This window comes from Achromobacter sp. 46006 (assembly GCF_059761975.1).
Genome location: NZ_JCBANN010000013.1, coordinates 35,336 through 48,731 on the forward strand (window position 1 = coordinate 35,336; position 13,396 = coordinate 48,731).

Below are 13,396 nucleotides of genomic sequence, written 5' to 3' on the forward strand. Positions count from 1 at the left end.
GCGGAGCGGGCGGCTCGCCCGGCGCGGCCTCAGCGCAGCAGATCGGCGGGCAGCGCGCCGCTGTCGTCAAGCGGGCGCAGCGGTCCCACGCCCGCCCCCGTAAGCTCGATCGCATCCGCGATGCGCGCCATGTCGTCCCCGTCCAGTTCCAGCTCCGCCGCGCCCAGCACGCCATCGACCTGCGCCGTGTTGCGCATGCCGACAATGGCGCCGGTGACCCCCGGCCACGCGAGCGTCCAGGCAATCGCAACCGCCGCCTGGGTGGTGCCATGGCGCTCTGCGATGGGCTTGAGCGCCTCGGCCAGCGCCAGGTTGCGGGCCAGGTTGGGCGCCTGGAACTCGGCGTTGCGCGAACGCCAGTCATCCGCTGGCAGGGCCTGCGCGCGCTCGACGGAAAAGCCGCCGCTGAGCAGGCCTGACTGCATCGGGCTGTAGACGATGACGCCGGTGCCATTCTGCGCACACCACGGAATCAGGTCGTTGGCCGCGCCGCGCTGGATCGCGGAAAACGGCGGCTGCAGCGACTCGACGTGGCCGAGCGCCTCGGCGTCCTGCAGTTGCGCCAGATTGTGATTGGACAGGCCCACCGCGCGCACCTTGCCTTCCTGCTTCAGGTCGAGCAGTTCCTGCCAATAGGCTTCCAGCGGCGTGCCGTCGCCGGCCGGCCAGTGCATCTGGTAAAGGTCGATCCGCTCCACGCCCAAGCGCCGCAGCGAGCCTTCGATTTCGCGGCGGATGCTGGCCGGAGCGCCGCTGCGACGCGGAGTCGCCCGCGGCTGGTCGGCGGACCAGGTCAGGCCGCACTTGGTGAAGACATAGGGACGGTCGTCGGGGCTCATCTGCGCCAGCGCCCGCCCCACCACCTCCTCGGCATGGCCCAGCCCGTAGACGGCGGCCGTGTCGATCCAGTTGATGCCGCGATCCACCGCCAGGCGGATCGCGGCGATGGAATCGCTGTCATCCTGCGGCCCCCAGCCAATGGCCCAGGCGTTGCCGCCCATGGCCCAGGCGCCCAGGCCGATCCGCGTGATGGACATGTCGCTGCGCCCCAACGGTCGCGTCGGAAAAGAAGTCTTGGTGATCATGCGAAAAATCTCCTGCCGGCCGGATCATGGCGGGCCGCGCTGCGCGTGCCCACAACCACGCCCACGATAGCACTGGCGCAAGCCTTTGATTTTGCTGACACCGTGCCTGGCCTTGCGCCGCCGGCCGGGCGGCCGGGCCACGGGTTTGCGCCTGGCTCTTTCCCGCATATGTCCCCCTGAAAGCGATTTCAACGCAACTTTTTCATTTTTTGCATCCAACCGACTTGCACGCCGAAATTAGTTCGTGCATAATCTCGTTTCTTCGCCAACGGCACTAAACAAAACCGGCAACGAGACACGAAAAACGACCGTGAAAGCAGTCGGAAAACGTGGAACGGAAGCTGGTATTGATTAGAAGAACGGGGGTATAGCTCAGCTGGGAGAGCGCTTGCATGGCATGCAAGAGGTCAGCGGTTCGATCCCGCTTACCTCCACCAGTCCAAAGCGAAGAAAGCAGTAAGCAAGTCCGAAGTCCCCTTCGTCTAGAGGCCTAGGACATCACCCTTTCACGGTGAGTACAGGGGTTCGAATCCCCTAGGGGACGCCAGTCTTACTGGCAGCAGTACAAGATGCAGTTGAAGTGACACAGTAGTTGAGTATGCCGCTGCGGAGCGGTAGTTCAGTTGGTTAGAATACCGGCCTGTCACGCCGGGGGTCGCGGGTTCGAGCCCCGTCCGCTCCGCCAAAAGCGCTCTACGCAGTGCCTTTCAAGAGCTCCGTCCTCGGGGCTTTTTGCATTTATAGGGTGTAAGCCTTGTTGTTTGCAGGTTGGAACAGCAGGGATTCTGGGGGTATAGCTCAGCTGGGAGAGCGCTTGCATGGCATGCAAGAGGTCAGCGGTTCGATCCCGCTTACCTCCACCAGTAAAGCAGTAAGTAGTACAGTAGTCGAAGCAGTTGCAAGTTCCGGTCCCCTTCGTCTAGAGGCCTAGGACATCACCCTTTCACGGTGAGTACAGGGGTTCGAATCCCCTAGGGGACGCCAGTTCGCTGGCTCGCCGACCGGATCTGCAAAGCCGTCCTGACAAGAGGGTAAGCTGCAACGTCGAGTAAACCGCTGCGGAGCGGTAGTTCAGTTGGTTAGAATACCGGCCTGTCACGCCGGGGGTCGCGGGTTCGAGCCCCGTCCGCTCCGCCAGGCATCTTGTGCGCATCCCAGCAAGCCGCAAGACCAGTTGTTCCGCAGGAGTCTTCCTGCACTGCGCCAGAAGGCGCCCGCCAAAAGCTCCGGATTCCGGGGCTTTTTTGCTTTGCGCGGCAAGCCATCGCCGTGCCGCCCTCCCCCCGCCTCGTCCGTTTATCCTCTGGACAGGCCGCGTTGCACAACGCATCCTGTGGGCTTGTGCCAGCCAAGCCAAGAGGCCCACGTGACCGCCAGCAACGCCGCCCCGCACACGCATCGCCAGCACCTGCAACACATCATCGCTGGCCTGAACGAAGGCATCATCCTGCTCGAAGCAGATGGCGCCATCGCCTGGGCCAACGCCAGTGCCCTGGCCCTGCACGGGGCCGACACGCCGCAGGCACTGGGACAGACGCCGGCAGGCTACCGCAAACGCTACGCGCTGACCTACCGCAACCACCACCGCGTGCCGGCCCGGCAGTACCCGCTGGACCGCCTGGCCGCCGGCATTGCCTTCGACGATCTGCTGCTGGACCTGACCCGCAAGGACGACCCCGACTTCCTGCGCAACATCCGCGCGCGCGGCCTGCTGCTCGACAACGAAGGCGCCGACTATCGCGTGCTGATCCTGGATGACCAGACCGACGAGCTCAACGCCGAGCAGCGCTTCGAGCGCACCTTCGCCGCCAACCCCGCGCCCGCCCTCATCTGCCGCCTGTCCGACCTGCGCTACGTCAAAGTGAACCAGGGGTTCCTCGACATGACCGGCCTGACGCGCGATGCGGTGCTGGGCAAGTCGGCCTATGAACTGGATGTTCTGGAAGGCGGCGAAGACCGGGAAGAGGCGGTGGCCAAGCTCGACGCCGGCCTGACCATCGGCCAGCGCGAGGGCGTGCTGCGACTGGCCGACGGCGGCGCCCGCTTCGTGATCGTCGCCGGCCAGCCGATAGACATGCAGGATGAACCCTGCATGCTGTTCACTTTCATCGACCTGGAAAAGCGCAAGCGCGCCGAAGAAGCCTTGCAACAGAGCGAAGAACGGTTTTCCAAGGCCTTCCGGCTGGCGCCGGTGCCCATGGCGCTGTGCGAAGGCAGTTCGTTGCGCGCGCTGGATATCAACGACGCCTACGCCCAGGCGGTCGGCGTCGCGCCCGGAGAAGCCGAGGGCCAGGAACTGACCGCCCTCGGACTACGGCCGTACGAAGGCATGGCGGCCGCGCTGGCGCGCGGTGAAAGCGTGCGCAACCGCGAAACCGCGCTGGTCACGGCGGAAGGCGCGCAGCTCGACTGCCTGCTGTCGGCCGAGCCGGTCATGATCGGCGGCGAACAACGCGTGCTGCTGGTGCTGCAGGACATCAGTGAACGCAAGCGCACCGAAACCGAACTCTTGACCGCGATCGAAGCCGTAATGCAGGACACCTCGTGGTTCAGCCGCGGCATCATCGAGAAACTGGCGCAATTGCGCGCGCCCGCGCCGGCGACCCGCGACGTGGCCGAGCTGGCGCAGTTGACGGCGCGCGAGCGCGAGGTGCTGGGGCTGTTGTGTCAGGGCCATGACGACGACGCCATCGCGCGTCAGTTGCGCCTGTCGCGCAACACGGTGCGCAACCACGTGGCAACCATCTACAGCAAGATCGGTGTGCACCGGCGCAGCGCGGCCATCGTCTGGGCGCGCGACCGCGGCATCACCGGGCACGAAAAACCGAAGGCGCGCGGCAAGTCCGCGGCAGGCGGCAGCCCCTGAACTTACAAATTGAATCAAAATAATCCGGGCAGCCGGCTAGGCGAAGATACCGCCGCGTTAGATTCCGGCCGTCTTTAAAAATCGCCATTTCCGGCGAAAGCACTTACAACGCCCCTGCTACGCCAGGGACTGACGCCAGATTGCGCAACCCCTGCGCAGCTTCATACGATCCGCCGATCGAGCCGCCCGCCCCGGGCGTCCGGCGCGATCCCCGCGAGCCATCTGGAGTCCGTTCATGCAGACCGCCTACCTACCCGTTCCGAAACCGCCCAAGACGCCGCTGGCGCCTGCCTGGAGCAGCGCCGCCGTGATGGCACTCTATGACCTGCCATTCATGGACCTGGTGTACCGCGCGCAGCAGACGCACCGCGCCCACTTCGACCCCAACGGCATCCAACTGTCGAGCCTGCTGTCGATCAAGACCGGCGGCTGTCCCGAGGATTGCGGCTACTGCTCGCAGTCGTCGCGCTACGACACCGGCCTGGAGGCGGAAAAGCTGATGCCGCTGGACGAGGTGCTGGCGGCCGCCCGCGCGGCCCAGGCAGGCGGCGCGCAGCGCTTCTGCATGGGCGCGGCCTGGCGCAGCCCCAAGCCGCATCACCTGGAGGCCGTGGCCGAAATGGTCAGCGCGGTCAAGGCGCTGGGGCTGGAAACCTGCGTCACCCTGGGCATGCTGCGCGAAGGCCAGGCGGAACAGCTCAAGGCGGCCGGGCTGGACTACTACAACCACAACCTGGATACCGCTCCCGAGTTCTACGGCAAAGTCGTCACCACCCGCACCTACCAGGACCGCCTCGATACGCTGGCCCGCGTGCGCGATGCCGGCATCAACGTCTGCTGCGGCGGCATCGTCGGCATGGGCGAATCGCGCCGCGAGCGCGCCAGCCTGATCGCGCAATTGGCCAACATGGAGCCTTATCCCGAATCGGTGCCGATCAACAACCTGATGCGGGTGGAGGGCACGCCGCTGGCCGATGCCGAGCCGCTCGATCCGTTCGAATTCGTGCGCACCATCGCGGTGGCGCGCATCACCATGCCGCGCGCCATGGTGCGCCTGTCGGCCGGGCGCGAAGCCATGGACGATGCCTTGCAGGCCTTGTGCTTCATGGCGGGCGCCAACTCGATGTTCTACGGCGACGTACTGCTGACCACCGGCAACCCGCGCATGGAAGCCGACCAACGCCTGTTGCGACGCCTGGGCATGCGCATCGACGCCGGCCCGCACGGCCATGCGCACCAGGAGGTGGGCGCATGTCGCTGACATCCGGCCTGTCCTACCTGCTGGCCAGCGTCATCTGCAGCGTCGCCGTGGCGGCGATGCTGAAACTGGCGCGGCGCTGGCAGGTCGATGTGCGCCAGGCCATCATGGTGAATCACGCGGTGGCCGCCCTGCTCTGCGGCTTGCTGTTGCGGCCCGCCCCGGCCACCCTGCTGACGCCGCAGACCCCCTGGGCCGTGCTGCTGGCGCTGGGCCTGCTGCTGCCGAGCGGCTTCATGGCAATGGCGCTGGCGGTGCGTTACGCCGGCGTGGCGCGCAGCGACGCGGCCCAGCGGCTGTCGCTGTTCATCCCGCTGCTGGCTGCGTTCCTGCTGTTCGGCGAGCCCGTCAGCGCGCGCAAGCTGGGCGCCATCGCCCTGGCCTTCGCCGCGCTGTTCTGCCTGCTGCGCCGGCCCGCCACGGTGGCCAGCGGCGGCAATGCCGGGGTTGCCGCCGCCACGGACGATACGCCGCGCCATGCGCTGTGGTGCTGGCCATTGGCGGTATGGGCGGCCTATGGCCTGGTGGATATCCTGTTCAAGCAAATGGCGCGCGCCGGCACGGCGTTCGCTGGCGGACTGCTGCTGGCCTTTGCGCTGTCCAGCATGCTGATGCTGGGCTACCTGCTGTGGCGCCGGGCGCGCTGGGCGCCGCGCCACCTGTTCGCCGGCGTGGCGCTGGGCGTGGTGAATTTCGGCAACATCATCACCTATATCCGCGCGCACCAGGCGCTGCCGGCCAATCCCGCGCTGGTGTTCGCCGCCATGAACATGGGGGTGATCACGCTGGGCACGCTGGTCGGCGCGCTGGTGTTCCGCGAACCGCTCAGCCGCCTGAACGTGCTGGGGCTGGCCCTGGCGCTGGCGGCCATCCTGTCGATGGCCACATGGTGAGGCGCCTCAGGTGCCGGTGCGGGCCTGGCGGGCTGGCTGGTCGGTGCCGGCGGCCTCGGGCTCGGAGACCGGCGCCGGCGCGTCCGTTGCCCCATCGGCAGCCGCCACCACCCCGTCCACCGGCGTGGCGGCGGGTGCCGCCGATGGATCGGGCTGCACCATCTCGATGCCGATGTCGTTTTCCACATCGACGCGCGGATCGAGCACCGCGGCGGCCGGCGAGCTTTGCAGGGTGTCGGGCATCGGCACGAAATGCACCGGCGCCTCCTCGACCTGGTGCGCGCCGGTCACGCGGGTCGGACGCACCTGCCACACCAGGATCAGGGCGCAGGCGGAAATGAAGACGTAGTACATGCTGTGGCCCGCCAGCGACATCAGCAGGCCGGCGATCATGGGGCCGACACAGGCCCCCACACCGTAGGTCATGAGCAGCACCGCCGACAGGCTGACGCGGCGCTCGGACTCGACGTGGTCGTTGGCGAACGCGGCGCCCAGCGGATACAGGGTGAACTGCAGCACGCCGAACACGCAGGACATCGCCACCAGGGCCCAGTAAGGCAGGGTCAGCCAGCCCCACATCACGGCCGGCAGCACCACCAGCAACAGGGCATTGAAGCGGATCAGGCCGGCGCGGTTGATGCGGTCGGACAGCCAGCCCATGGGCCATTGCGCCAACAGCCCGGCGGTGACGGCAGCGGCAACGAAGACGGCGGCCTGCGAAGTCGTCAGGCCATGCTTGGCGCCGTAGACGGCGGCCAGGCCGTAGAAGGCGCCGGACAGGTTGCCGGCCACGAACAGCACGGTCATGGACAGCGGCACGCGGCGCATGAAGAAGCGGATATCGAGCGCGGCCGGCAGCGGCGTGGGCGGGTGCGAGCGCGCCGTGACGGCAATCGGCACCAGGCACAGCACCAGGCACATGGCCACCAGGGTCAGCGGCCGCAGGTCGAGCGTGGCGTAGGCGGTCAGGGCCAGTTGCCCCAGCACCGTGCCCAGGCCGGACACCACCATATAGACGGAGAACACGCGTCCGCGCTGATGGTTTTCGGTCTGTTCGTTGAGCCAGCTTTCGATGACCATGAATTCGGTCACCATGACAATGCCCGAGATGACGCGGAACACCAGCCACAGCGGCATGGAGTCGACCAGCGTCTGCGCCAGGATCATGCTGGTGGCAACGGCGGCGCAGGCCACGAAGGCACGGATGTGGCCGACGCGGATGATGAGCTTGTGCCCCAGGCGCGCGCCACACACCAGGCCCAGGTAGTAGCCGGCGATCAGGGCGCCGATCCAGATCTCGCTGACGGACTGCGCGGTCAGCCTCAACCCCATGTAGGTGTTGAACAGACCGGTGCCGATGAGCATCAGCAGGGTCGCGAAATACAGCGACGAGAAAGAAGAAATGGTTGCGAGCATGGCGTCTGGCTACCTCTGCCGGGAGGTAGCGGCGCGGACCGCCAGGGCGGCCCGCGCATTGAGCGATGAAACAGGAACTGCGCGGGAAATCAGAGTTGCGACAGCAGGGTCGCGGCGTCGCTGACTTCGAACTTGCCGGGGCCTTCGACGTTCAATTGCTTGACCACGCCGTCGACGATCAGGGCCGAATAGCGCTGCGAGCGCACGCCCATGCCGCGCTGGATCAGGTCCAGCTCCAGGCCCAGGGCCTTGGTCCACAGGGCCGAACCGTCGGCCAGCATGCGGACCTTGCCGGCGGTCTTCTGTTCGCGGCCCCAGGCGCCCATGACGAAGGCGTCGTTGACGGACACGCACCAGATTTCATCGACGCCCTTGGCCTTGAGGGCCGCAGCCTGCTCGACGTAGCCGGGCAGGTGCTTGGCCGAGCAGGTCGGCGTGAAGGCGCCGGGCAGCGCGAACAGGGCGATGGTCTTGCCACGGGTCAGGTCGGCGACCTGGAAGGCGTTGGGGCCGAGCGAGCAGCCTTCGCTTTCGGTTTCGATGAATTCGGTCAGGGTGCCATCGGGCACGCGATCGCCGACTTTGATGCTCATGGGGGGATCTCCAGTGTTAGGGGTGTTGCATTGGGGCGGACATGCCCCACAGCCCTCATCATAGTTCCTGCGCGCCCCGCTTGCTGCGCCGCCCGGCTGGCCGGGAAAAAAAACCGCACAGTCTGAAACGACTCCACACGCGGGGCGGCGACGGGTTCGTTGCCATAATGTCGTGGTAATCAATGCCCGGGCGCGCCGGCCGCGCGCGGGCGCTTTGCGGAGAGACACCGATGCGCAAGACGCTGATGGGCCTGGCCTGGACGATGGCCGCGGCCGCCCCGGCCTGGGCCGCGCCCGATGCGGCCGGGCAGACCCAGTACGAATCCTTCGTGGTGGCGGCGGGCGCCTCCAATGGCGCGGCGCGCTCGTGCGGCGCGTCCGAACCCGACCTGGCGCAGCACCAGGCGACCGCGCGCAGAAACCTGGAGCGGTATGCCAAGGAATACGGGTTCTCGGCGGCGGGCTACGACGGGCTTTACGAGAAAGGGCTCGCGGATGGGACGCGGATGATGGACGAGATGAAGCGATCCGGCGTCGATGGCTGCCAGGGGGTGCTGGGCAGCTTCCAGAACGAACGGGTGATTTCCTATGAGGATATGAAGGCGGCGTTGGCTGAGGTTAGTGATGGGTTGCCGGGGGAGAGTGCGGAGAAGTGAATTCTCTGCGGTTTTTTTTGGCTGGCGGGGGATTGAGTTCTTGAGCCGCCCGGCGGGACGGCGGCAGGCGGGGGCGGCCTACGAAGAACGCCCTTCTCGCCCCGAAGAAACACTCACCTCAAGTCCCCAGCCCATTCTGCTTGAACCAGTCCAGCATCCTCTGCCAAGCCTGCTCCGCCTCGGCCTTGCGGTAACTCGGCCGGTAATCGGCGTGAAAGGCGTGGGGGGCCTCGGGGTAGACGTCGATGCGGGAGGCCTTGGCGGCGGCCGGCCCCTTGGCGAGTTCGACGCGCATCTTGTCGACGTCTGTCAGGGGAATGCCGGCGTCCTTGCCGCCGTAGGCGCCCAGGACCGGGGCCTTGAGGTCGTTGACCAGGTTCAGGACCGACTTGGGCTTGAGTTCGCTCGGGGCGCCGCCCAACTGGCCGTACCAGGCGGCGCCGGCCTTGAGCTTGGGGTTGTGGGCGGCGTAGAGCCAGACCTGGCGGCCGCCCCAACAAAAGCCGAGGATGCCGAGCCTGTCGTCGCTGCCGCCGTTGGCGGCGGCCCAGGCGGCGGTGGCGTCGAGGTCGGCCTGCACCTGCTTGTCGGGCACCTTGCCGATGATCTCGGCCTGCAGCTTGGGAATCTCGGTGTACTTGGACGGGTCGCCCTGGCGCGCGAACAGCTCGGGCGCGATGGCCAGGTAGCCCAGGTGGGCCAGGCGGCGGCAGACGTCCTGGATGTACTCGTGCACGCCAAAGATCTCGGACACCACCAGCAGCGTCGGCAGATTCTTCTCGCCCGCGGGCATGGCCCGGTAGGCGGGCATTTTGCCGTCGGAGGTGGGAATGTCCACCTTGCCGGCGGTCAGGCCGCTGGCGTCGGTCTTGATGGCGGTCTGCGCCACGGCGGGGCCGGCGGCCAGCGAGAAGCCGGCCGCGACGGTGGTGGCGATGAAGCCGCGCCGGTCGAGTTTCAAGGGAGGCAGCAGGCTGTCGAAATGCGCGTCCTGGTCTTTCATCATGCATCTCCGGGCGAGGGACGGCCGCCAGACGCCGACGCGTCCGGGCGGGCCGCCGGGGTTCACTTCAGGGAGAAGTCCACGCGCGAGGGCAAGCCCTCGTCCTTGATGCCATCGGCGTCCAGTTGCGGGGCAACGATGAACACGCGATCCGCGAGTCCTTCCTGGGCTTGCAGCTTCTCATAGACCGCTTGCGCCCGCGCGTCGGCCAGCTGGCGCAACTGCTCGTCGCCCACCGGAGCCGCAGCGCGCAGCATCTCTTCCATCTGTGCCGGCGGCACCGACTTGGCCATGCCGATGAAATTGCGCGGCTTGTCCTTGAGGTCGGTATCGTCGTAGACCTGTTCCAGGTACTTGGCGCGCTCGGCGCCCGAGACCTCGACGCCGGCGGGATTCGGCTTCTTGCCGCGCGGGGCGACGTCGCGGGCCTTGGCCAGGCGGATCTGGGCGTCGACCCAGGCCTGGCGCAGGCCGTCCAGGTCGGTCTTGGGATCGGCGCGGCCGCTCAGGTCCATCTTGAGCCCGGGGCGGTCGGCCAGGGCCTTGGTCAGGGTGGCGATACGCTGCAGCGTGTCCTCGGTAAGCGCGGCACTGCCGGGCGCGAACTCCACATACGACAGTTCTTCGCCGCCGCCGAAGGCGGAGGCCAGCAGGCTGAACGGCGACGTGACGGCCTTGACCACCAGGTTCAGCAGCACGCGCACCACGATGCCGCCGACCGAGAACTCCGGATCGTCCAGCGAACCGGAGATCGGCAGGTTGATGTCGATGTTGCCGCGCGAGTCCTTCAGCAGGGCCACCGCCAGCAGCACCGGCAGCTTGGTGGCATCGGGGCTGTTGGTCTTGTCGCCGAAGGTGAGCTGGTTCAGCACCACGTGGTTGGAGGCCTGCAGCGCGCGGTCCTTGATCTTGTATTCCAGGTCCACCGACAGCTTGCCGCGCTTGATCGGGTAGCCGACGTACTTGGCCGAGTAGGTGTTGAAGCGCGGCAGGTCCACGCCCTTGGCCGAAGCCTTCAGGTCCAGCGACAGGAACTTGGCGAAGGGTTGCACCACGCCGCTGATGGCCAGGGGCGCGGTGGTGTACACCCGGCCCGTGACCTTGACCTTGGCCGGCTGCGGGTTGGTGGACGACACCGCCGTGATGGAGCCGTCGATGCTGGACAGCTCGGCCACGTAATTGGGCTTGACGAAGCGGTCGGTGAAGGTCATGCGGCCGCGCGACAGCGTGACGCTGTTGAGCGAGATGTCGGGCATGCCGCCGCCCTTGGCGGCGGGCGCCGGCGGCGCGGCGCGGCGCGCGGGCGTCTGCGTATCCTGGGTGATGGAGCCGCCGGCCTGGCCGGGCGCGGCGACCAGGTCCATGACGTTCAAGCGGCCCTGCGCGTTCAACAGGATGCGGCCATAGAAATCGTCGAGCGCGATATCACCCAGGCCGGCCACGATCTTCTCGCCGGCCACCGAGACGTTCATGCCGGCAAAGCCCAGCCGCTTCCAGTTGAGGAAGTCGTCTTTGTTGACGCGGTCCTGCAGGTCGACATCGGTGATTTCGACGCCGCCCTTCCAGCCGGCCTTCATCGGCGCGCTGCCATTGGCCGCCGCGAATTCGGCATCGCCCTTGGCGCCCAGCGTGATGGCGCGCACGGTGGCGTTCAGGCTGGAGGCGAAGTACGGCGCGAACGAGGCGACATTCAGGCCGGCCAGGTCGACCGAGGTCTTGAGCGTGAGCGGCTGCGGCGTGAAGGCGCCCTTCAGGTCGAGCTTGCCGCCGCCCTGGATGCCGGACGCGGCCAGCGTGAAGTTGCTGGCGCCCGGGCCCATGGCCAGGCGGTCGGCGGTGACGACCAACTGCTGCAACGCCACGTCGAGCGCGGGGTTCAGGGTTTCATCGCGCGCCTTGAATTGCGCCAGCTCGGCGCGCACGCCCGTGGCGGACGCATCGATGACGCCGTTCTTGTCCAGCACGTGCACCTGCGCGGTCAGCCCAAGGCGGCCGTCCTGCAACAGGATCGGCGACAGGCTGCGCACGGCCGGCGCGAACGGCGCCAGCGCGACGTTGCCCATGCGCACCGCCAGTTCCAGCGACAGCGGCTGCAGCACCAGCGGGCCCTTGGCGCGGATCCAGCCGCCATCGGTGCTGTTGTCCACGGTCAGCCAGAGGTTGATAGGCTCGCCCTTGACCTGCGGCAGCGCCACGCCTTCGACGGTGACGGCCAGGCCGGTCAGGGTGTAGTCGAGCTTGCTGATGGCATCGGTGACGTAGATCTCGCCTTCGTGGATGTTGAAGGCGTCCAGCGTCACCTTCCATTCGGCCGGCGCGGCGGGCTTGGGCGGGGTGTCGGCGGCGGGCGGCGTGTCGGCAGTGGCGGCCGCAGGGGCAGGCCTGGCGGCCTGGGCGGGATCGGTCGCGGCAGGCTTGGCGGCCTGGGCAGGATCGGCCGTCGCCGGGACCGCGGGATTCGCGGCGGGCGCGCCCTGCTGCGTCCCCGTCTTGGCGGCAGGCGTCGCGGCGGGTTGGGCCGCCGGCGCCGGACCGCCCAGCTGCTTGAGCTTGTCGGCCACGTCCTGCCAGTTCAAATGCTGGTTGCTGTAGCGGCGCGCGTACACCTGCGGCGCCCACAGGCCAACATCGCCCACGTAGACCTGGCGCGCGATGGGTTCGAGTTCGAGGCGGTTGACGGTCAGCGCGCTCCAGGCCGCCAGGCTGTCGCCGGCGTTGTCGCGCAGGTCGAACTGGCGCAGGCCCAGGTCGCCGACCACGCGGATCTTGGGCGGCGCGTCCTTGGGCTGTTCGAAGACGATCTGCAGGTTCGAGTCGAGCAGGCCGCGCTCGAGCTTGAACGGCAGCGGCAAGGGCCAGACGTCGGCCCATTTTTCCAGTTGCAGGCCGGTGAAGGCGACCCGCAGGGTCGAAGACGGCACCGTGTCGAAGGGCCGCGCCACGCCGGTCAGGTCGAACGGGCTGCCATTGATGCGCAGATGCAGCCGCGGCTGCACGTCGATGTCGGTGGCGTAGCCGAAGGTGGAAATGAACGGCACGCCCACGGCCAGCTCGTCGATCACCTGCTTGCGGCCGGTGACCTTGTCGTCCAGCGTCACGACGCCGCCCTCGATCACCATGTTGTTCAGGGAAAAGCGCGGCAGCCCTTCATCGGGCCTGGGCGACTCGTCGGGCTTGGGAGCCGTCATCTCGGCCACCCGCTGCTGCACGTCGGAGAAGTTGAAGCGGGTGATGTCCTCGCGCACGATCGACAGCGTGGGCGCACGCAGCGTGAAGCGGTCGACCACCGGCGCGAACCAGAACAGCGAAGACCAGGCCGCGCTGACATCCAGTTCGGCGGCCCTGAACAGCGGCGTCTGCGAGCCGGGCTGCGCCACGGCGAGGTCGTGCGCGCGCACCGTCAGGGTGAAGGGGTTGAAGCTGATCTTGCCGACGGCGACGTCGCGGCCCAGCATCCTGGACACGTCCTGGGTCAGCACGTTGTGCAGCACCTTGGGCACCTGCCAGGCGGCGATGCCACAGAGGATCAGCGCCGTGGCCACGACGCCCAAGAGGATCTTGCCTAAGCGGCGGGTGAACCGGAACTTGGGCATCCGCAAGGGCATTGTGCGTCTCCTGGTACGAAT

General features: G+C 67.5%; 9 protein-coding genes and 6 tRNA genes. 10 read left to right on the forward strand and 5 right to left on the reverse strand.

Annotation, left to right across the window (positions count from 1 at the left end; all coding sequences use genetic code 11):
- Window positions 1-29: 29 nt before the first annotated feature.
- Window positions 30-1,085: an aldo/keto reductase gene (locus tag AC6LKG_RS09505; protein ID WP_498164086.1), complete on the reverse strand. Its 1,056-nt coding sequence runs from the start codon at window positions 1,083-1,085 to the stop codon at window positions 30-32.
- Between the two features lie 361 nt (window positions 1,086-1,446).
- On the opposite strand from AC6LKG_RS09505, the gene AC6LKG_RS09510 reads away from it, so the two are divergent.
- The 9 genes from AC6LKG_RS09510 to AC6LKG_RS09550 all read left to right on the forward strand — a co-directional run bounded on the left by AC6LKG_RS09510 (window position 1,447) and on the right by AC6LKG_RS09550 (window position 6,102).
- A tRNA-Ala gene (locus AC6LKG_RS09510) sits at window positions 1,447-1,522 on the forward strand.
- A 34-nt stretch (window positions 1,523-1,556) separates the two neighbouring features.
- Window positions 1,557-1,632 (forward strand) — tRNA-Glu (locus AC6LKG_RS09515).
- Window positions 1,633-1,693: 61 nt separating this feature from the next.
- Window positions 1,694-1,770, forward strand: a tRNA-Asp gene (locus AC6LKG_RS09520).
- 102 nt (window positions 1,771-1,872) lie between these two features.
- Window positions 1,873-1,948 (forward strand) — tRNA-Ala (locus AC6LKG_RS09525).
- A gap of 45 nt (window positions 1,949-1,993) precedes the next feature.
- A tRNA-Glu gene (locus AC6LKG_RS09530) sits at window positions 1,994-2,069 on the forward strand.
- A gap of 76 nt (window positions 2,070-2,145) precedes the next feature.
- Window positions 2,146-2,222 (forward strand) — tRNA-Asp (locus tag AC6LKG_RS09535).
- 229 nt (window positions 2,223-2,451) lie between these two features.
- Entirely contained in the window at window positions 2,452-3,951 is a 1,500-nt protein-coding gene (locus AC6LKG_RS09540) for a PAS domain S-box protein (RefSeq protein ID WP_498164087.1), read from the forward strand.
- 235 nt (window positions 3,952-4,186) lie between these two features.
- Entirely contained in the window at window positions 4,187-5,212 is a 1,026-nt protein-coding gene (gene bioB, locus AC6LKG_RS09545; RefSeq protein WP_498164088.1) for a biotin synthase BioB, read from the forward strand.
- Entirely contained in the window at window positions 5,209-6,102 is an 894-nt protein-coding gene (locus AC6LKG_RS09550; RefSeq protein ID WP_498164139.1) for an EamA family transporter, read from the forward strand. Before bioB ends, AC6LKG_RS09550 begins: the two co-directional genes overlap by 4 nt.
- A 6-nt stretch (window positions 6,103-6,108) precedes the next feature.
- Here AC6LKG_RS09550 and AC6LKG_RS09555 read toward each other — a convergent pair whose 3' ends face one another.
- Window positions 6,109-7,518 carry an MFS transporter gene (locus AC6LKG_RS09555; protein WP_498164089.1) on the reverse strand — a complete coding sequence of 470 codons (1,410 nt, stop codon included), beginning with the start codon at window positions 7,516-7,518 and terminating at the stop codon, window positions 6,109-6,111.
- Window positions 7,519-7,607: 89 nt separating this feature from the next.
- Window positions 7,608-8,111: a peroxiredoxin gene (locus AC6LKG_RS09560; protein WP_049075637.1), complete on the reverse strand. Its 504-nt coding sequence runs from the start codon at window positions 8,109-8,111 to the stop codon at window positions 7,608-7,610.
- 230 nt (window positions 8,112-8,341) lie between these two features.
- On the opposite strand from AC6LKG_RS09560, the gene AC6LKG_RS09565 reads away from it, so the two are divergent.
- Window positions 8,342-8,767: a hypothetical protein gene (locus AC6LKG_RS09565; protein ID WP_498164090.1), complete on the forward strand. Its 426-nt coding sequence runs from the start codon at window positions 8,342-8,344 to the stop codon at window positions 8,765-8,767.
- 118 nt (window positions 8,768-8,885) lie between these two features.
- Here the strand turns inward: AC6LKG_RS09565 and AC6LKG_RS09570 are convergent, their stop codons facing one another.
- Both AC6LKG_RS09570 and AC6LKG_RS09575 read right to left on the reverse strand, forming a co-directional pair.
- Window positions 8,886-9,770: a dienelactone hydrolase family protein gene (locus tag AC6LKG_RS09570; RefSeq protein WP_498164140.1), complete on the reverse strand. Its 885-nt coding sequence runs from the start codon at window positions 9,768-9,770 to the stop codon at window positions 8,886-8,888.
- Window positions 9,771-9,832: 62 nt separating this feature from the next.
- Window positions 9,833-13,375 carry a DUF748 domain-containing protein gene (locus AC6LKG_RS09575; RefSeq protein WP_498164091.1) on the reverse strand — a complete coding sequence of 1,181 codons (3,543 nt, stop codon included), beginning with the start codon at window positions 13,373-13,375 and terminating at the stop codon, window positions 9,833-9,835.
- Between the last annotated feature and the right edge of the window lie 21 nt (window positions 13,376-13,396).

Excerpts from the sequence above, each read along its gene's own strand:
- AC6LKG_RS09505 (WP_498164086.1), bottom strand. The coding sequence starts at position 1,085 with ATGATCACCAAGACTTCTTTTCCGACGCGACCGTTGGGGCGCAGCGAC.
- bioB (WP_498164088.1), top strand. The coding sequence starts at position 4,187 with ATGCAGACCGCCTACCTACCCGTTCCGAAACCGCCCAAGACGCCGCTG.
- AC6LKG_RS09555 (WP_498164089.1), bottom strand. The coding sequence starts at position 7,518 with ATGCTCGCAACCATTTCTTCTTTCTCGTCGCTGTATTTCGCGACCCTG.
- AC6LKG_RS09560 (WP_049075637.1), bottom strand. The coding sequence starts at position 8,111 with ATGAGCATCAAAGTCGGCGATCGCGTGCCCGATGGCACCCTGACCGAA.
- AC6LKG_RS09565 (WP_498164090.1), top strand. The coding sequence starts at position 8,342 with ATGCGCAAGACGCTGATGGGCCTGGCCTGGACGATGGCCGCGGCCGCC.
- AC6LKG_RS09570 (WP_498164140.1), bottom strand. The coding sequence starts at position 9,770 with ATGAAAGACCAGGACGCGCATTTCGACAGCCTGCTGCCTCCCTTGAAA.
- AC6LKG_RS09575 (WP_498164091.1), bottom strand. The coding sequence starts at position 13,375 with ATGCCCTTGCGGATGCCCAAGTTCCGGTTCACCCGCCGCTTAGGCAAG.